At 67.8% G+C, this 17014-nt stretch carries 18 protein-coding genes and 1 other RNA gene; 3 read left to right on the plus strand and 16 right to left on the minus strand.

The features are described from left to right. The first annotated feature begins 2 nt into the window (after positions 1-2). The gene (locus tag ACZ5MC_RS04115; RefSeq protein ID WP_464517086.1) at positions 3-764 is read left to right on the plus strand and encodes a diguanylate cyclase; all 762 of its coding nucleotides are present in this window, start codon (positions 3-5) and stop codon (positions 762-764) included. On the opposite strand, the gene ACZ5MC_RS04120 is transcribed toward ACZ5MC_RS04115, so the two are convergent. From ACZ5MC_RS04120 to ACZ5MC_RS04145, 6 genes are all read right to left on the minus strand, one after another. Then, entirely contained in the window at positions 761-1303 is a 543-nt protein-coding gene (locus tag ACZ5MC_RS04120) for an outer membrane beta-barrel protein (RefSeq protein WP_464517087.1), read from the minus strand. The genes ACZ5MC_RS04115 and ACZ5MC_RS04120 overlap by 4 nt on opposite strands. A 156-nt stretch (positions 1304-1459) precedes the next feature. Continuing rightward, positions 1460-2704, minus strand: coding sequence for a cell division protein FtsZ (gene ftsZ / locus ACZ5MC_RS04125; protein ID WP_306599032.1), 1245 nt, complete (start codon positions 2702-2704; stop codon positions 1460-1462). Next, positions 2695-3909, minus strand: coding sequence for a cell division protein FtsA (gene ftsA, locus ACZ5MC_RS04130; protein ID WP_306599033.1), 1215 nt, complete (start codon positions 3907-3909; stop codon positions 2695-2697). Before ftsA ends, ftsZ begins: the two co-directional genes overlap by 10 nt. A gap of 65 nt (positions 3910-3974) precedes the next feature. Continuing rightward, on the minus strand, positions 3975-4769 hold the full coding sequence (locus ACZ5MC_RS04135; protein ID WP_306599034.1) for a cell division protein FtsQ/DivIB: 795 nt from the start codon (positions 4767-4769) through the stop codon (positions 3975-3977). Between the two features lie 5 nt (positions 4770-4774). Further along, positions 4775-5659, minus strand: coding sequence for a UDP-N-acetylmuramate dehydrogenase (gene murB / locus ACZ5MC_RS04140; RefSeq protein ID WP_306599035.1), 885 nt, complete (start codon positions 5657-5659; stop codon positions 4775-4777). A 3-nt stretch (positions 5660-5662) separates the two neighbouring features. Continuing rightward, complete coding sequence (locus tag ACZ5MC_RS04145; protein ID WP_306599036.1) at positions 5663-6139, minus strand: methylated-DNA--[protein]-cysteine S-methyltransferase; 477 nt, start codon at positions 6137-6139, stop codon at positions 5663-5665. An 18-nt stretch (positions 6140-6157) separates the two neighbouring features. Here ACZ5MC_RS04145 and ruvX point away from each other — a divergent pair, with 18 nt between their 5' ends. Then, the gene (gene ruvX / locus ACZ5MC_RS04150; RefSeq protein ID WP_306599037.1) at positions 6158-6598 is read left to right on the plus strand and encodes a Holliday junction resolvase RuvX; all 441 of its coding nucleotides are present in this window, start codon (positions 6158-6160) and stop codon (positions 6596-6598) included. A gap of 76 nt (positions 6599-6674) precedes the next feature. On the opposite strand, the gene ACZ5MC_RS04155 is transcribed toward ruvX, so the two are convergent. From ACZ5MC_RS04155 to gmk, 7 genes are all read right to left on the minus strand, one after another. Next, positions 6675-7556, minus strand: a complete 882-nt coding sequence (locus ACZ5MC_RS04155; protein ID WP_464517088.1) for a hypothetical protein — start codon at positions 7554-7556, stop codon at positions 6675-6677. Between the two features lie 78 nt (positions 7557-7634). Continuing rightward, positions 7635-8312 carry an ABC transporter ATP-binding protein gene (locus tag ACZ5MC_RS04160; RefSeq protein WP_464517089.1) on the minus strand — a complete coding sequence of 226 codons (678 nt, stop codon included), beginning with the start codon at positions 8310-8312 and terminating at the stop codon, positions 7635-7637. After that, entirely contained in the window at positions 8309-8875 is a 567-nt protein-coding gene (locus ACZ5MC_RS04165; RefSeq protein WP_306599040.1) for a 3'-5' exonuclease, read from the minus strand. Before ACZ5MC_RS04165 ends, ACZ5MC_RS04160 begins: the two co-directional genes overlap by 4 nt. Before the next feature lie 6 nt (positions 8876-8881). Then, entirely contained in the window at positions 8882-10117 is a 1236-nt protein-coding gene (locus tag ACZ5MC_RS04170) for an ABC transporter permease (protein ID WP_464517090.1), read from the minus strand. Beyond that, entirely contained in the window at positions 10114-10413 is a 300-nt protein-coding gene (locus tag ACZ5MC_RS04175; protein WP_306599042.1) for a hypothetical protein, read from the minus strand. Before ACZ5MC_RS04175 ends, ACZ5MC_RS04170 begins: the two co-directional genes overlap by 4 nt. Further along, entirely contained in the window at positions 10413-12005 is a 1593-nt protein-coding gene (locus ACZ5MC_RS04180; RefSeq protein WP_464517091.1) for a S41 family peptidase, read from the minus strand. The genes ACZ5MC_RS04175 and ACZ5MC_RS04180 overlap by 1 nt, the downstream gene beginning before the upstream one ends. Positions 12006-12017: 12 nt before the next feature. Continuing rightward, positions 12018-12653 carry a guanylate kinase gene (gene gmk, locus ACZ5MC_RS04185; protein WP_306599044.1) on the minus strand — a complete coding sequence of 212 codons (636 nt, stop codon included), beginning with the start codon at positions 12651-12653 and terminating at the stop codon, positions 12018-12020. A 93-nt stretch (positions 12654-12746) separates the two neighbouring features. Between gmk and ssrA the strand changes: the two genes are divergently transcribed. Continuing rightward, positions 12747-13132: a transfer-messenger RNA gene (gene ssrA, locus ACZ5MC_RS04190) on the plus strand. A gap of 131 nt (positions 13133-13263) precedes the next feature. On the opposite strand, the gene ACZ5MC_RS04195 is transcribed toward ssrA, so the two are convergent. From ACZ5MC_RS04195 to ACZ5MC_RS04205, 3 genes are all read right to left on the minus strand, one after another. Continuing rightward, positions 13264-14388: a Fic family protein gene (locus tag ACZ5MC_RS04195; protein WP_306599045.1), complete on the minus strand. Its 1125-nt coding sequence runs from the start codon at positions 14386-14388 to the stop codon at positions 13264-13266. Between the two features lie 794 nt (positions 14389-15182). After that, complete coding sequence (locus ACZ5MC_RS04200; protein WP_464517092.1) at positions 15183-16196, minus strand: alpha/beta hydrolase family protein; 1014 nt, start codon at positions 16194-16196, stop codon at positions 15183-15185. Between the two features lie 131 nt (positions 16197-16327). Continuing rightward, positions 16328-16915 (minus strand): hypothetical protein, encoded by a 588-nt coding sequence (locus ACZ5MC_RS04205; protein ID WP_464517093.1) that lies wholly within the window; start codon positions 16913-16915, stop codon positions 16328-16330. Between the last annotated feature and the right edge of the window lie 99 nt (positions 16916-17014).

Below are 17014 nucleotides of genomic sequence, written 5' to 3' on the forward strand. Positions count from 1 at the left end.
CCATGGCCACCACGGAAGGGAACCCCAGATTCCGCTTCACCCGGGCCGGGGACGCCGCGGTTAGATCCCTCCTGTACCGGGACCCCGCCGCCGCCGACGTGCGCAGCCGCCTGGAGGCCCTGCGGTCGGACCCGGCCAACCGGGACCACCCGCTCCTGGCGGAACTGGAGAGGCTGGGCGACGCCCACCTCCGCCTGCTGCGGCGCCTGGGGAAGATCACCCGCATCTCCGACGGCTTCCAGAGCCAGCTCAAGGCCCTGAACGAGGTGCTCCAGCAGGCCTCCCGCACCGATTCCCTCACGGGCATCCCCAACCGCCGGGCCATGATGGAGGACCTCCGCTCCGAACTGGCGCGCACCGTGCGCGAAGGCGGCACCATGGCCGTGCTCATGGCCGACGTGGACCGGTTCAAGAGCGTGAACGACACCCACGGGCACGAGACCGGCGACCGGGTGCTGGTCGCCCTGGCCCACGCGCTGCGCGACGCCCTGCGGGCCTACGACGTCTGCGCCCGGTGGGGCGGCGAGGAGTTCCTGGTGCTCCTGCCCGCCACCGGCCGCGAAGGCGCCCTGGAGGTGGGCGAGAAGCTGCGCAGGGCCGCCGCCGCGCTGTCGGTCTCCACCGCCGAAGCCCTCGTCTCCGTGGGCCTCAGCGTCGGCCTGGCGGTGCTGGAGCAGGGGGAGTCCATGGATTCCCTCATCCGGAGGGCGGACGGCGCGATGTACCTCGCCAAGCGCCTGGGCGGGAACCGGGTGGAGGGCTAGAACCGATAGGCCAGGCCCGCGGTGACGGTACCCAGGTTCCGGCCCTCGGTCGAGATGGAGTGGTACCGGGCCAGCAGGCCCCACCTCTCGTTCATGTCGACGCCGAAGCCCGCGTTCCAGGACAGCTTCACGCCGGTCTCGTAGAGGAAGTTCCCCTGGCGGCGCTGGACGTTCATGCCGCCGGCGCCCAGCACGATGAAGAAGCCCTGGAAGTCGGCCCGGGGCTTGAATACGTAATTGAGGGTGAGCGACTGGCTCTGGGCCTGGCCCCGGCCGCCGTAACCCGGCGCGAGGCGGCTGGAGGACCGGGGGTGGAAGTTCCCGTCCAGGGCGAGGCGGATGGCGTGGCCGGGACGCTGCTCCCAGTCGGCGAAGGCGCCCACGGTGCAGCCCGCGCTCTCGGTGATGTGGTCCCGGGTGCCGCCGGTGGGCCAGGCGGCGCCGGCCGTGAGGCCCAGGCGGGGCGCCTCGGCGCCGAGGACGGTGGCGGCCGCGCAGAGCAGGCCCAGGCGCGCCAGGCGGGAAGTCGAGGTGGTCATGGTCACTCCGGAAGGTGGGTGGGAAATGGATGATTTCTTTATTCATCCAGGATCCCCGTGGGACCCTTCCGCTCATGTGACGCAAATTTCAGCTTGGTTACACGCAAAGTTCGGCCCCTGGGCCGCCGAATCGCGATCCAAGGGCTGATGTAAAATTTATTCGATTCCGAGGCGACCCTGGGTCATGCGGATGATGGCCGGCACGTGCAGGTCCTCGGTGAGGTTGGCCATCTCGCCGCTGGGCGTGGGCGCCTGGGGCAGCAGCCGCGTGGGGGTCAGCACCGGCGGATCCAGGGGGCTCTGGGGCACCTCGCCGTAGACGCGGCCGGAGTCGCCGTTGGCGGTGCGCGGAGCCTCGGCGAAGGTGCGCAGTTCCTGGGGGGCGGCCTCCTGGTCCAGGTCCTGGCTCGACTCCACGAAGCCCGAGGCCAGCACGGTGACCAGGGCGCGGTCCTCCAGCTCGGGGGCCTCCACCTGGCAGAGCTTGATGTCGGCCAGGCCGTGGTAGTGGCGGCTCAGGAAGCCCATGGCCGTCTCCACCGCGGAGAGTTCCACGCGGTCCCAGTCGGCCATGACGGAGACGATGACCTGGGAGGCCGAGCCCCGGGTGTCGCGCTCCAGCAGGGGGCAGTCCAGGGCGCGCTGCAGGGCGTCCAGCAGGGCCTCCTCGCCGCGGCCGATGCCGGTGCCGATGAGGGCCTCGCGGCCGTTGCGCAGCACGGCCTCCACGTCGGCGAAGTCGCCGTTGAGGGTGCCAGGGCGCAGGATGAGGTCGGTGATGCCGCGAACGCCCTGGATGAGCACGCCGTCGGCGACCCGGTAGGCCTCCTTGATCTTCACGCCCTTCTCGCACAGCGTCAGCAGCTTCTCGTTGGACACCACGATGACCGTGTCGGCGGTGTTGCGCAGGTTCTCCAGGCCCTGGCTGGCCTTGTCGGACTTGTTCACGCCTTCCCAGCGGAAGGGCGTGAGCACCACGGCCACGGTGAGCGCGCCGAACTCCCGGGCGCAGCTGGCCACGATGGGCGCCGCGCCGGTGCCCGTGCCGCCGCCCATGCCGCCCGTGATGAAGACCATGTCCGCGCCCTGGAGCTGGGCGAGGATCTCCTCGCGGCTCTCCTCGGCGGCCACGGCGCCGCGCTCGGCGTTGCCGCCGGCGCCGAGCCCGCGCATGCTCTGCGGGCCCAGGGGGATCTTCACGTGGGCCTTGCTCTGGGCGAGGCTCTGCTGGTCGGTGTTCATGGCGATGAACTGCACGCCGCCGACGCCGCTCTGGATCATGCGGTCGATGGCGTTGCAGCCCGCGCCTCCCACGCCCACCACCTTGATGTTGGCGCCGGGCAGGTGGACGGGGTTGGGGAGGAAGGGGATGCCGCTCATGGGGTCGCCGGTCAAATCCATCGCTTGATCCTCTCGAACAGACCGCTGCCCCCGCGGGGGCGTCCGGTGGATTCGTTCATGCTGCGGTGAAGGGCCTTCACGGCCCCCAGGGCGTTGGTGTAGAGCGGGTTGGCGATGGCGTGGGAGAGTCCCTGGACGCCGATCACGCGGCCCAGGACGACCCGCGGGCGGCCCAGGATGTTCTGCGCGAGGATGGGCATGCCCGGCAGGAGCGAACCGCCGCCCACCAGGTGCACGCCGCCGTGGATCTCATGGATGAGCCCCGAGCGCCCGATCTCCGCCAGCACCATGTTCAGGAGCTCGATGGCCCGGGCGTGGAGCACGTCGGCCAGCTCGCGGCGCGACACCTGGCGTCCCTCCTCCTCGAGCTCGATGTGCTCCTCGGCGGGGACCGTGCTGGGCAGGGCGGTGCCGTAGATGCGCTTGATGCGCTCGGCCATGCCGATGCCGCCCAGGTGCTTGGTGATCTCCAGGTCCTTGGTGAAGTGCATGCCCCCGATGGGGATCACCGCGGAATGGAAGAGCGTGCCGCGCAGGAAGACGCCCATGTGCGTGAGCTGCTCGCCGACGTCCACGACCACCGCGCCGTTCTCCGCGTCCTCGCGGCTCAGCACGGCCTCGGCCGAGGCCAGGGGGGAGTACATCAGGGCGGCGTCCTGGAGGCCCGAGAGGTGCAGGGCGCGGTTGATGTTCTCCAGCACGGAGCCCGGCGCCACGATGATGCGCACCTCGGCTTCCAGGGTGTCGCCGATCATGTTCACGGGGTTCTTGATGTCGCGCTGGCCCTTGATGTGGAACATCTGGGGGATGCGGTGCAGGACCGTCTCCTCCTTGGCGAGCTTGCAGCCGTTGGTGGCCTGCTCCATGACGCGGTCCTTGTCGCTGGGCGTGATGACCCGGTCCGCGGACGCGATGGTGATGGAGTCCCGCAGGTTCTCGCCCTTGAACTGGATGCCGTCCACGGTGACGCGGATGCCGTCGAGCCGCGTCTGGCCCGAGGTGCGCATGGCCTCCTCCACGGCGCGGGTGATGGCCGTGACCGTGAGGTTGATGTCGGTGATCTCGCCCTGGCGGATGCCCCCCTCGGGGTTCGCCTGGCTCGCGCCGGTGACGTTCAGGAGCCCGTTCTCCTCCTGAACTGCAACAACTGCGACAACTTTGCTGGCTCCGAGATCCAGTCCTAGCAGAACGGCAGGTTGCACCATGAGTATTCCTGTTTCCTTGACCCCAAGCATAACCGCACGGGAACTGGATTTACAGGGTTGAAAATTCAGCGGGGCTGGGCCACGGCCTTGGGCGGTGCGGAATCGGCAGGTTCGCCCACCGCGATCTCGTCGTCCCACCTCAGATCGATGTACCGCAGGGAGCCCGCATCCGCCCTCTTGGACAGCTCGTTCAGGAACAGCATCTGGAAATTGGGGATGTTTTTCGTGGGTTCCAGGCGCGAAAGATAGATGGGGGCGTCCAGGCCCTCCAGGAAGGCCACCGGGCCCCGGTCGCTCCACCGAAGCTCCGTGAGGCGGTCGTAAAACTCCTTCTGTTTGTTGCGGAGGCTCGTGGCGGTGCGGATCAGCTGGACCATCGGCCCGTCCTGCTGGCTTTTGGGATCCGCCACCACGGGAATGGGTGATAAATCAACTTGATTGAGCCGATCCAGCACAATGCCGTCGTCGGACACCAGGAAGACGCCTTCCGGGCGGACGAGCCAGAGGATCGGCTTGCGCTCCTCCAGCACCAGGCTGAGCCGGTCCGGCGGGTCCCGGCGGATGAGGAGCCCCTTCACCCAGCGCTTGGATTCCAGGGATTCCCGCAGTTTTTCCGCGTCGAACCAGAACAGCGGCTTGCCCAGGCAGACCTTGTCGGCGATGGCCTGGGCCTGCTCCAGGCGCTCCCCCCGGCAGCCGGAAATGGTGATCTGCTCGATGGTGAGCTTCTGCAGGCCCAGATACTTGTGCCCCAGTTCCAGGGCCGCGTAGCCCGCCCCCGCCACCAGCAGCCCCACGAGGCCCACCCGGGCCCAGGGCATCCAGGGTCGCTTCGGGCGGGTGCGGGGAATCATGGGCATGGGTGTCAGGTGTACCAGATCTCGACCTCAGGTTCGAGTTCAATGCCGTGGACGTCCAGGACTTTCTCCCGGACCCTCGCCATGAGCTCGCCGAATTCCGCCGCCGTGGCCCCCCCCAGGTTCACCAGGAAGTTCCCGTGCTCCGGGCTCACCTCCGCGTCGCCCACCCGGAAGCCCTTGAGCCCGGCCAGGTCGATGAGCCGTCCCGCGCTCTGGCCCGGGGGGTTCTTGAACACGCACCCCGCGTTGCGCTTGTGCAGGGGCTGGCTGGTGCCGCGCCTGGCCCTGCATTCCTCCACCCGGGCGCGGATGGCGGCGGGATCCCCCTCGGCGAGCCGCACCACCAGGCCCAGGGCCAGGTGGCCCCCCTCCAGGAAGCTCCACCGGTAGCGGAACTCCCCCGGTTCCGGGGCCTTCTCCACCAGGTCGCCGTCGGGCGTGAGGAACCGGAACCGGGCCAGGACGTCCACCGTCTCCCGGCCGTAGGCCCCGGCGTTCATGTGCAGGGCGCCCCCCACGGACCCCGGGATGCCCGAGGCGTATTCCATCCCCGTGAGCCCCATGGCCGCCGTGTCGCCGCTGAGGCGGATGTGGCCGTAGGACGCCGGGGCGTGCACCTCCAGGCCTTCGCGGCGCACCTCGCCGGGGAACCGGAGGCGCACCACCGGGGTCTCGATGTCCCCCAGGACGACCAGGTTGCTGCCGCCGCCCAGGACCCGCCAGGGGAGGCCCTCCCGGCGGCAGGCCCGCACGAAGGCCTGGGCCTGGGGCTCGTCCACCGGCTCGAAGAGCCACCGGCAGATCCCTCCCACGCCCAGGGTCGTCAGCTTGGAGAAGGGCACGTCCCGCTTGTGGGGGATCGCCAGGAGGTCGTCGGGCCAGGGCTTCATGGGTCAATTATGCCGGAGCCGCACCCCTTCGAGCGCCAGAAGCCGAGCCTTGGCCTCCAGGCTCCCGAAGAGGGAGAACCCGCCGGGGCCGTCGGCGGCCAGCACCCGGTGGCAGGGCACGAGGATGGGCAGCGGGTTGCGCGCCACGGCCTGCCCCACGGCCCGGGAGGCCCCCGGCGACCCCGCCAGGAGGGCCACGTCCCCGTACGTGAGGGTCTGCCCCGGCCGCGTGGCCAGGAGCACCTCCATCACGCGGCGCCGGAAGGGTGGCAGCCCCTCCAGGTCGAGCCGGATCCCGTCCAGGGAGCCCCCCTCCCCGGCCAGGTGCGCCGTGAGGGCCCGCACCGCGTCGGCCACCCAGGCGGGAGGCGGATCCCCCGGTTCCGGCTCCACGCCGAAGGTCAGGGAGCGCACGCCCCGGTCCGTCCACCGCAGCCGGCAGACACCCAGGGCCGTCGGGAAGTCCAGGAACCGCTCCATGCATGTAGGATGGCACATATGCGCTGGATGGGCCTCGACCACGGAACGAAGAACATCGGGATCGCCTTCACGGACGACCTGGAGATCCTCGCCTCGCCCTTCGAGGTGTGGCCCAACCAGGGCGAAGCCTCCCTGGCGCGGCTCGCCAGGCTCGCGAAGGAGGAGGGCGTCCACGCCCTTCTTGTGGGCCTGCCCCTGCACAAGGACGGCTCCGAGAGCGCCACCGCCCCCCTGGCCCGGTCCTTCGGGGAGGCCCTGCGGGATCGCACCGGCCTGCCCCTGGTGTTCTGGGACGAGCGCCTCACCAGCGTCGAGGCCGACCGGCTCCTGGCGGCGCGGGGCGTGAAGGCCAGGGACCGCAAGGCCCGGCTCGACGCGGCGGCGGCGGCGGTGATGCTGGCGGATCTCATCGAGACGAGGAGATCCAGGGGGCGGGCTGTGGGGAGCCCTGAGATCTGAGTTCACTGGGAGCGCGGGTCAGGCTTCTTTTCTTCGCATCTGCGTGCCACGGTTCAGAACCTCTGGGCCGACATCCCTACCGCTCCCGCTCAAGTGCTGATAAACGCTTCTGCAGGTCGGTGATCAGGCGGTCCTTCTCCTCGATCACCTGGTCCTTCTGCTCGATGACTTGGCCCTGGTCCTTGATGACTTGACGATAGTCCGAGGACTCCCGTGCATGGCTCTGGAAGGTGGCAAGCAGGTCGTCCTCCACGTCCATTTTTCCGCGGACATCCTGTTCCGCCCCGGCCCGCATCAGCCGGCGCAGCACCTCCCGGTGCCGCTCCGGGAAGTTCTCCTCCAGGATATCAAGCAAATGCGGATCCGAACGGGATGCCAGACCCTGGTCGAACACTTCCAGCAGGCGTTCCAGATCGGTTCGCCTGCGATTCTTCAGGCGGTTGATCTGAACCACGATGGCATCATGGGTGAGCGCTTCCACGAATGGGTCGGTGATCCGCACCTCGTCCCCGGTGGCTACGTCCAGATAATGCCTGTTGACCTTGAGCACCGGCACATCGACGGACTCCAGGCCTTCTCCCAGGAAGTAGATGGTCACGATCGGCAGCGCCTGCTGCTCCCCGTCCGGGTCCAGGTAGACGTTCTCCGGGCTCATGTAATTGGCGCCCAGGTAACGCCGGAAACGCTGCACGTCCCCGGCAGTGCGGGCCTTCTGGATCTCGATCAGGACCAGCTTGTGCCCGCCGTCCTCCTGTCGCACCTTGGCGGCGAAATCCATCCGCAGGACCAGGAGCTGGGTGCCATCCGGCTTGGGCGCCTCGAAATGCACTTCCGTGGGGCGGAACTGCAACTCGAGCACTTCCTTGCCCAGCAGGGCGGAAAGCAGCAGGCGGGCCACTTTCTCGTCATCGAGCATGTACTTGAAGACGACATCATAGATGGGGTTGGCGATGTGCATGGTCCGGGTCCTCCCGGGCGAAGTGTAGCGATCCCGCGCGTCGACGGACCACGGAACGGCTCATTCCGGCCGTTCAGGCTACCGCACTTCCTCCACCACCTTCGGCCCCAGCCGCACGATCCGCCCGCACCTTTCGGCCAGCGCCATGTTGTGGGTGACCAGCAGGGTCGTGGGCCTGAGCTCCTGGTGGAGCTGAAGCAGGAATTCGAACACCTCCAGCGCCGTGGCCGGATCCAGGTTCCCGGTGGGCTCGTCCAGGAGCCACAGGCCGGGGCGCCGCGCCAGGGCCCGCGCCAGTCCCACGCGGGCGGCCTGGCCCCCGGAGAGGGTGCTGGGCAGGCGCCCGCCCAGGTCCGCCAGGCCCACGGTGGCCAGGAGTTCGCGCACCCAGGCCTCGTGGGCGGGGGTGATGTCGCCGGCGATGCGGATGGGCATGAGGAGGTTCTCCTCCACCGTGAACTCGGGCAGGAGGTGGGGCTGCTGGAAGGCCAGGCCCACGTGGGCGCGCCGGAAGAGGGCCGAGGCCTCGGGCCGGCCCGTGGGGACCTGGTGGCCGCCGGCCTCGATGGAGCCGCCCTCCCAGTGGTCGAGTCCGGCCACGCAGTTGAGCAGGGTGGTCTTGCCCACGCCCGAGACGCCCACCACGGCGCAGAGCTCGCCGGGTTCGACCTCCAGGGAGAAGCCGTCGAACACGGGGTGCTCGGCGCCCAGGTAGGTCTTGTGCAGGTCCCGGATGGAGAGGGCCATTCCCGTCATCGCATGAGCCCCACGAGCTTCCAGTAGAGTTCGAAGGTGGCCAGGGCGTCGCCCAGGGCGGTGTGGCGCTTCTCCTCGGGAACCTCGATGCCGAAGTGGGCGAAGAGCGCCGTGGAGCTGAGGTTGTCCAGGGGCAGCCTGCCGGCGTCCCGCAGGGCCGCGGCCAGGCTGTGGGTGTCCACCACGCGGTGGCTGAAGCGGGGCTCCAGGCTGTGCCCCAGGCTGTCCAGGAAGGCGCCCAGGAAAGCCTGGTCGAAGCCGACGTTGTGCCCTGCCAGGATGATGGGCTTGCAGATGTGGGGGAAGTGCTGGTCCAGGAAGACGTTCATCACCCCCAGGGCGATGTCCGGCTCCAGGGCCCCCGCGGTGTGCTGCACCAGGTCGATGCGGTTGACCTTCATCCCTCCCGCGGAGACCACGTAGGGTTCGTGGCGGATGAGGATCTCCAGGCTGTTGGCGACCCCGCCGGCGTCACCCACCACCAGCGCCACGCTCAGCAGGCTGTGCTTCCGGGGATCCAGGCCGCCGGTCTCGGTGTCGATGAAAAGCAGCGATTGGCTCATGGTTCCTCACTCGGCCCGCAGGGCGTCCACGGGGTCCACGCCCGAGGCCCGCCGCGCGGGGAACCTCGAGGCGATCCAGGCCACCAGCAGCGGGAAGACCGCCACCACCGCGATGTCCAGGAAGCTTAAGCGCAGGGGGACGTAGGTGATGAAGTCGTACACCGCCGTGGGCAGCGGGATCAGCTTCCAGCGGTCCGCCACCAGGCACAGGGGCACCGACACCGCCAGGCCCCAGAAGGTGCCCACGGCCCCGATGCGGATGCCCTGCAGCTCGAAGAGCCGCTGCACCTGGCGGGGCGTCGCCCCCAGGGCCAGCAGCACGCCCAGGTCCCGGCGCTTTTCCGTCACCAGCAGCACCAGGCTGGCCACGATGTTGAAGACGGCGATGAGCACGATGAGCGAGAAGATCGCCGCCATCATCCACTTCTCCACCTTCAGCGCGGCGAAGAGGGCCCGGTTGGTGTCGCGCAGGTCCTGGGCGAGCCAGGGGCCCTTGCCGCCGCCGTTGAGGGCCCCCATGACCGCGGGCTTGGTGCGCTCGATGGCGTCGATGCTGGGGGCGCGCACCTCGATGAACTCGGCCTGTTCGCTCCCGGCAAGGCGCATGGAGTCGTTGATGTGGATGAAGCCCCAGGCCTTGTCGTACTCGCCGATGTGGCTGGTGAAGATGCCCGCCACCTTGTAGGCGGCCAGCTTGGGCTGGAGGCCCGAGAGGCCCAGGTCCAGCCGCATGAAGACGACAGCCACCGGGTCGCCCACGTGGATGCCCAGGTCCTTGGCGAGGGTGGCGCCCAGGAGGATCTCCCCTTCCTTGAGGCTCTCCACTGGCGCGGGCTCCAGGGAGTCGAAGATCCGCGAGGTGCCGTGGGCCGAGGCCGGGTCCACGCCCTTGAGCAGCAGCGGGGAAGGGGGGGCGGTGGAGTTGGTGGGCCGGATGAGGCCGTGGTCCATGCGCATGGGGCTGGCCGCCACGACGCCGGGGGTCCGGCGGATGCGGGCCAGGGCGGCCTGGGTGTCCGGGATCTCCCCCTCCAGGTGGGCCACGGTGAAGTGCCCGGTGGCCGAGAAGAGGTTGGCCTGGATCTCCTCCAGGAGCCCGTTGGCGATGGCCAGGGCCACCACCATGGCGAACACCCCCAGGGCGATGCCCCAGCGCGCGAACCGCACCATGACGCGCACGAAGGCGCCCTTCTTGCGGGTATGGAGGTAGCGGTTGGCGACGAAGGCCTCGAAGGAGGTCACGGGCGTTCCCTCTCATGGTCGTGCAGGAAGCGCACCAGGATCCGGTCCACCAGTTCCCACACCTCGACGAGGGCGGCGATGGCCATGGCCAGGCCGATGCCCAGCATCAGCCCCCGGCCCAGGGGCGTGAACCAGAACTTGGCCACCCGCGGCCACCCCCAGATGAAGGCCGGCAGGCGCACCCGGTTGTAGGCCGCCAGGGTCCCCAGGAGCATGCCGCCCCAGAGCAGGTAGAAGAAGCGCAGGCTCCGGCCGAGGGAGTCCAGCAGCGGGGAGTAGGCCCGGGGCTTGGGCATCAGTTGCGGGCGATCAGCGGGGAGTCCTTGCCGTCCTTCATGGAAAGCACCTTCTTCTTGAGCATGGCCGCCGCCTCGGGCATGACCTCCAGGGCCTTCTTGACCTGGGGGTCCCGGCCGGAGATGTACTTGAACCCGGCTTCCATCCCGTAGGCCACGTTCTGCATCTCCATGGCCAGCTGGTCGCGCATCTCGGCCTGGTTGGCGGGGTCGTTCCACTCGGCGTCGGTGCACTCGATCTTCTGCTCCTTCATCCAGGCGTGGAAGGCCTTCATGAGTGCCTCGTCGGGCACCTGCTGGGGCTTGATGCCGTGCTTCTCCTTCTCGATCACCGCGAACTTGAAGAAGGCGCTGGTGCGGAACCGGAGGTTGCCCACGAAGGTGGTGAGCTTGGCCTGTTCGACGGTGTAGTCGGGGGTGATGCCCCCGCCGCCGTAGACCGTGCGTCCCAGGTCGGTCTTGTATACGGGGCCCTTGTCGCCCAGGGGCTCCTTGGTGTCCTCGGGCAGCAGGTAGTCGTCGATGCCGTGCTGGTAGTCGCGCTGGATGCACCGGCCCGAGGGGGTGTAGTAGCGGGCCGTGGTCAGCGCCAGGCCCCGGGTGCGGTTGATGGCCATGACGGCCTGCACGAGCCCCTTGCCCCAGCTGGTCTGGCCCACCACCACGCCGCGGTCGTGGTCCTGCACGGCGCCGGTGACGATCTCCGAGGCGGAGGCGGTGCCGCGGTTGATGAGGATGACCATGGGGAAGCTGTCCAGCACGGAGCCCTTGGGGGTGCGGGTCTCCTGCATGTCCCGGCCGTCGCGGCCCTTCTGGGTGACGATGAGCTCGCCCGCGCCCAGGAGCTGCCGGCAGATGCCCGTGGCCGCGTCCAGCATGCCGCCGCCGTTGTTGCGCAGGTCCAGGAGGAGGTCGGTCATGCCCTGGGCCTTGAGGTTCCGCACGGCCTTCTCGAACTCCTCGGAGGTGGTCTCCCCGAAGTCCTTGATGGCGATGAGGCCCGTGGTGGGCGTGAGCATGAAGGCGTACTGGACGCTGTTGGAGGGAATCTCGCTGCGGGTGATGGAGAAGCGGATGAGGCCGGGGAAACCCGCCCTCTGCACGGCCACCTCCACCACGGTGCCCTTGTCGCCTCGCAGCTTCTGGACCACGGCGGTGCTGGTGAAGCCCTCGGTGCTCTTGCCGTCCACCTCGCGGATGAAGTCCCCGGCGCGGATGCCCACCTTCTCGGAGGGGCCGCCGCGCACCGTGCTCACCACCACCACGCCGTCGGGCTGCTGCTGGATGATGGAGCCGATGCCGAAGAAGGAGCCGCGCTGGTCCTCGCGCATGGTGCGGAACTCGGACTCGTCCATGTAGTAGGAGTGGGGGTCCAGGGTGTGGAGCATGCCCGAGATGGAGGCGTGGGAGACCTGCTTGGGGGCAGGGGGGTCCACGGCCTGCTTCTGCACCAGGCCCATGATCTCCGTGAGGGTGTCGAGGGACCTCTGCCGGGCCTTCTCGTCCCCGGTGCGCCCCGCGAGCGGGGCGTAGACCGCCACCGTGATCGCGATGACCATCCAGATCCAGCTGCTCTTGAACCAACGCGCCATGTTCGCGCCCCTTCAGAATCCTTCGAGTATCCGTTGCGCCGTGTCACCCATCCGCTCCCGCCGGAGGCGGGTGGCGAGCACGATGGATTCGAGGTCCCGGTAGGCCCGGTCCAGCGTGTCGTTCACTACAAGATAGTCATATGCGGGGTACTCGCACAGTTCGTGCTTGGCATAATCCAGGCGCACCTGGATCTCCGCTTCGGGATCCCGCCCCCGGCTCCTCAGCCGGTTGGAAAGTTCCGCGGCCGAAGGGGGGATGAGGAAGATCATCACCGCGTCGGGAATGGCCTCGTGGACGTTGCGGGCCCCCTGGGTCTCGATGTCCAGGAGGATGTCCTTGCCGGCCGCCAGGTGGGTCGTGATCCATTCCTTGCCAGTGCCATACTTATGCCCGTAGACCTCCACCCATTCCACGAGGCCGCCCGTGCGGATCATCTCGTCGAAGGTGGCTGGGGACACGAAGAAGTAGTCCTTGCCGTCCGTCTCCCCGGCCCTGGGGGCCCGGGTGGTGAAGGATATGGAAAAATCAAGATCAGGAAGGTCCTTTACCAGCCGCTTGGCCAAGGTGGATTTCCCGGTGCCCGACGGGGCGGAAAGGACGAATACGTTCCCGGAATGACCGATCAATGGGTGGCTCCAAAGGAACATCTTAGCCGCTTGTGGTCCCCCGGCGGAGGTCTCATACTCAGGACCCCGGTCAGCCGCACCTCGCGGGGCGAGGCGACAGGGGACGCACCACCCGGGGGTGACTGGTTTCGACAGGTTGCCGCAGGTGTGAGAGGCGCAGGCGGGGGTTTATCGGTTGGCCCCCTTATCAAGCCGATAAAAAACAAAAACGCCAACGACAACTTTGAATTGGCCCTCGCCGCCTAACCGGCGGACGAGCGAGTCCCCGTAATCTCCTGGTAGCGGGCTCGTTAAACTGTTGAAAGGGTGACTTCGGTCTGCCGGACGACAGGACAGGATAGGTTGCCGCGACGCCCCCTGACGGCAGCCGAGATTGGGGGGCACGTCCTCGATCGGGGTTGTCCGGTTCCCCGCAGAGGTCACGCGATCCGGACCAAGCCTGTAACGACCCTCCATGTCTCGCTTCTTGGACGCGGGTTCAACTCCCGCCACCTCCACCAATCAAAGGGCCCGGCGAAAGCCGGGCTGTTGTGTCGCGGAACCCAAACCTGTCGAGAACGACAGGATGGGGTTCAAGGTTCGCAGCGACGCGTCGGGGTGAATTTCCGGGCCAGCAGGCGTTTTGTCGAAATCAGGGTTGGGTTCGATTCAATTCGTAGCTGGTGCTGCGGCCTCCGGCGTCTCTTTTCCTGAGTACGCCGTGCATCACCAGGTCGTTGATGTCCCGCAAGGCCGTGTCCTGGGAACATTTGGCGATGGCTGCCCATTTGCTGGTGGTCAGGTTGCCTTTGAATCCGTCCAGCAGCTTGATGAGCAGCTTGACTTGGCGTTCGTTCAACGCGAGTCCAGCCCAGCGCTGCCAAAAACGGCCCTTGGCCAGGACTTCGTCAAGCGCGATCTGGGCCCGAAGGACCGCCCGGTGCAGGACATCCAGGAACCAGGCGAGCCAAAGCGTGACATCCAGAGACCCCCTTTGGGTCTGCTCCAGGATCGCGTAGTAGGCCTTTCTTTCCCTCTGGATCTGGGCCGACAGGCTGTAGAACCTCTGGGAACTTCCGTCCGCGCGCGCAAGGAGCAGGTCGCCGATGGCGCGTCCGAGGCGGCCATTGCCGTCGTCAAAGGGATGCAAGGTGACGAACCACAGGTGGCCCAGCCCGGCCCTGATCAGTGGCGGTTCGACGGGCTTATCGTCGGTCCAACGGAGAAACCGGTCCATCTCGGCTTCCAGGCGGGCCGCGGGCGGTGCCTCGAAGTGCACGTGTTCACGGCCCGTGGGGCCGGACACGACCTGCATGGGACCCTTGGCATCGTCACGCCAGGCGCCGACCCGTAGCCTGGACAGGCCGGAGTACCCCGTGGGAAACAGGGCGGCATGCCAACCGAACAGCCGATCCCGGGTCATTCGAGCCTGGCTGTTGATGGTGGCGTCGATCGTGATGTCCACGACACCGTCGGCATGTCGGTCCACAGGGGCAAGGGTTCCGATGTCGATGCCCAGGCGGCGGGCGACGGATGAGCGGACCGAATGCGCATCCAGGATCTCTCCCTCGATTTCGCTGGTCTTGAGGGCATCCTCGGTGAGGGCCGCGAGGTTGGCCCGGGCTCGTGTGTCCAGGCCCACATCGGCGAGGCGCCCGAGCAGCAGTCCCTGGGCATGGCTGGCTTTCGCCATTGGGTCGGCTAGGGCCGCCAGGTCGAAACGCCATTCTGGCCAATCGTTTGATTGCCAAAGGAAGGGATAATCTCCGCTCTTCATGCGGTAAATATGGGGTGCTTTCACCGCTTTGACAAGATTATCGATGCAATTATTGCGGTGAATACAGGCGGCGTTCGCCGCACATTCAGCCCGTCAAGTTGGCTTCCCGGTTAGTGGAGGTCGGGGAAGGGCATTCCAGCCGTCTGATTGGCATCCAACGAACGGCCATACTCCAGCCCTGACATCATTTCCTTCACGGCACAGGGCTTGTGATCCCTAGTTCTTGATTGGCTTTTAACAGCCCTGTGAAAGATAGGTGAGAACCATGACCGTGGCGTTGTCCCGGACAGGAGGTGTCATGTTGGATGAGGCCGTTCACATCCTGCGCAACCTCCCTGGGAATGCGTTGGAGAATCACCTGGGGGAGGGATGAGTCCCCGCGCTCACTGGGCATCCTAGCCGGCAAAATGCACGCTCGAAAAGATCCTGATCGCCGCGACGCCGGCAAGCTAGGGCCCTGGCGCACTTCCGCTACGAAGTTGGGCGAAGGTGGCGCGGATGGCTCAATCGTAGGTCCCAACGGGCGCGCATGACCTGGGAGCGGATGAACAAGCTGCTGGCTCGTTTTCCGCTGGCACCTGTCATCAGTTATGCCTCGAAACTACGCCCTCAGCGACCGTGATACGAGGAGCCGGATGCGGTAGTCCCGCACGTCCGGATCTGAGGGGGGCCGGGGGCGCAAGCTCCCCGGCCTACCCGACTATTTGGGATGAAAAGGGATGGGGCCCCAGACTCCAATAACGCGATGAAGTGTTCAGACTTCAGAGGGCCCGGCGAAAGGCGGGCCCTCTGTGCTATTTGAGCGCCTTGTCGAAGAAGTCCGCAAGTTCCGGGCCCAGCTTTTTCAGATAGGCGGCCCGGTCGAACCCGGGTGGATCGGCGGCGATGTCGCCGTCCGGGGTCTGGATGGGGATGCTGGGGGTATCCATGAAGGCGAAGTGCCAGGCGTTGGGCACCAGGTGCAGTTCCGCGCCGGGCAGGTTCTTTGCGATCCACATGGCGTGGAAGCGCGGGACCAGCCAGCGGTCCTCCGCTCCGGCATGGATCGCCACCGGGACCTGGACCTTGGCCAGGGACTCGGCCGTGAACAGGACGCCCAGGGGGGCCAGGGCCACCACGGCGCGGACCCGGGCGTCCTTGAGGGGCGGGCCGGCCTGGGGTGGGGCGGCGGGCCGCCCGGACCCGACGGTCCGGCAGTACAGAGGGTCGTCCTTGCCTTCCTCCCGGCAGTGCCGGGCCGACTGGGTGGGGTCGGCGACACCCCCGGCCAGGGCCAGGACGGTGTAGCCCCCGGCCGAATGACCCAGGGCGCCGATCCGCGGGCCCTTGGCGTCGCGGGCGATGCGGTCCTTCCAGGCGGGGTCGGCCATCAAGGCATCGATGACCCGGCCGACCTGACGCGGCCGTTCGGAGAAGTACCGCTCCGGGGTCTTGTTCAGCAAGGAACTGTCCATCCAGTTGTCGCCCGGATGGCGGAGGGCGGCCACCAGGTAGCCACGGGCGGCCAGGGCCTCGGCCAATCGGCCATGGGCGAGTTCCGACCCGGCCAGTCCATGGCTCACCACGATCAGGCCCTTGACCGTGGGTTCCGGCTCACCCTTGATGGCGGCGTGGATCCTGAAGGGACCCATGGGGATGTCCCGGCCTGGCGACGGGCTGGGGTAGTAGAGCGCCACCGTGATGGCGGGAGCGCTTTCGTCCTTGCCGGGAACCTCGTAGTTGGACCAGCCCACCTGGGCGGCCAGGGGCAGGGCCGCGCAAATCAGGAAGGAAAGGGAGACCAGGCAGAACCGAGCAGCTGCTTTCATGGCAATCCTCCAGGAATGGATGACGCTGCTGTTGATCGAAATCGTTCCTTCGCGGCGGCTGGGTGCCGCCATGTCGTCTTGCCGGGCCATGGTATGCCTCCTCGTCTGCTTTGTCTGGGTTAAAGAGGTCATCAGGCAGTCTTCTTGACGAAGCGCAGGCCAAGAATGACGGCGACATCGTTGCGGGTGGCAGCCTTGCCGCCTCCCGTGAGCGGCTTGAACCTGGAGACATAGTCCCGGACCTCGAGGCGCAGGTGAACGCGGCGGATGGCGAACTCGCCTCCCGCGCTGCCATAGGCGGCGAGGTTCCAGGTTGGATCGGCGGGGAGCTTGGGGATGTTGTAGGTCCGGGCGCCGCCGCCGATGCCGGCGAAAGGCGCGACTGTCCAGGCGCCGCCCAGGGACCTGGGGGTGCCGCGCGTTTCGGCCCCGACATCCCAGGTGAAGATGTCGAGCTTGGGCTCGCCGGCGATGGCGAGGGCGTGGCTCCGCGCCCATTGGAAGGTGCCCGTGACGGCGAACGACGGGCGGGGGACATAGGACACGACCAACGCCGTCAGATCGGCGCCCTTGATGCCGGCCCGCTGGGCGCCGGTGGGAATGAGCCAGCCGCCGGTGAGGTAGAGTTCCCATGCGTCCGCCTGTCGGGGGGGTGTGTGGGCTTCGGCCGGGCGCATGGTGGCGAGGCCCAGAACGGCCGCCCCAAGGGCCGCGAACACGGTGCGCGTGAAACCTGGAGGGCGGGAAGGGGCTGTTCGGGGGTGAGTGGTGGGGTTTGCACGACGGGCGGGCATTCGGGATTCCCTTCAGGTGGATGG

Source organism: Mesoterricola sp. JemC181, assembly GCF_055384585.1.

What these genes read in the sequence shown, in the direction of transcription:
- ACZ5MC_RS04115 (WP_464517086.1), top strand. Translation starts at nt 3, where the DNA reads ATGGCCACCACGGAAGGGAACCCCAGATTCCGCTTCACCCGGGCCGGG.
- ACZ5MC_RS04120 (WP_464517087.1), bottom strand. Translation starts at nt 1,303, where the DNA reads ATGACCACCTCGACTTCCCGCCTGGCGCGCCTGGGCCTGCTCTGCGCG.
- ftsZ (WP_306599032.1), bottom strand. Translation starts at nt 2,704, where the DNA reads ATGGATTTGACCGGCGACCCCATGAGCGGCATCCCCTTCCTCCCCAAC.
- ftsA (WP_306599033.1), bottom strand. Translation starts at nt 3,909, where the DNA reads ATGGTGCAACCTGCCGTTCTGCTAGGACTGGATCTCGGAGCCAGCAAA.
- ACZ5MC_RS04135 (WP_306599034.1), bottom strand. Translation starts at nt 4,769, where the DNA reads ATGCCCATGATTCCCCGCACCCGCCCGAAGCGACCCTGGATGCCCTGG.
- murB (WP_306599035.1), bottom strand. Translation starts at nt 5,659, where the DNA reads ATGAAGCCCTGGCCCGACGACCTCCTGGCGATCCCCCACAAGCGGGAC.
- ACZ5MC_RS04145 (WP_306599036.1), bottom strand. Translation starts at nt 6,139, where the DNA reads ATGGAGCGGTTCCTGGACTTCCCGACGGCCCTGGGTGTCTGCCGGCTG.
- ruvX (WP_306599037.1), top strand. Translation starts at nt 6,158, where the DNA reads ATGCGCTGGATGGGCCTCGACCACGGAACGAAGAACATCGGGATCGCC.
- ACZ5MC_RS04155 (WP_464517088.1), bottom strand. Translation starts at nt 7,556, where the DNA reads ATGCACATCGCCAACCCCATCTATGATGTCGTCTTCAAGTACATGCTC.
- ACZ5MC_RS04160 (WP_464517089.1), bottom strand. Translation starts at nt 8,312, where the DNA reads ATGACGGGAATGGCCCTCTCCATCCGGGACCTGCACAAGACCTACCTG.
- ACZ5MC_RS04165 (WP_306599040.1), bottom strand. Translation starts at nt 8,875, where the DNA reads ATGAGCCAATCGCTGCTTTTCATCGACACCGAGACCGGCGGCCTGGAT.
- ACZ5MC_RS04175 (WP_306599042.1), bottom strand. Translation starts at nt 10,413, where the DNA reads ATGCCCAAGCCCCGGGCCTACTCCCCGCTGCTGGACTCCCTCGGCCGG.
- ACZ5MC_RS04180 (WP_464517091.1), bottom strand. Translation starts at nt 12,005, where the DNA reads ATGGCGCGTTGGTTCAAGAGCAGCTGGATCTGGATGGTCATCGCGATC.
- gmk (WP_306599044.1), bottom strand. Translation starts at nt 12,653, where the DNA reads ATGTTCCTTTGGAGCCACCCATTGATCGGTCATTCCGGGAACGTATTC.
- ACZ5MC_RS04195 (WP_306599045.1), bottom strand. Translation starts at nt 14,388, where the DNA reads ATGAAGAGCGGAGATTATCCCTTCCTTTGGCAATCAAACGATTGGCCA.
- ACZ5MC_RS04200 (WP_464517092.1), bottom strand. Translation starts at nt 16,196, where the DNA reads ATGAAAGCAGCTGCTCGGTTCTGCCTGGTCTCCCTTTCCTTCCTGATT.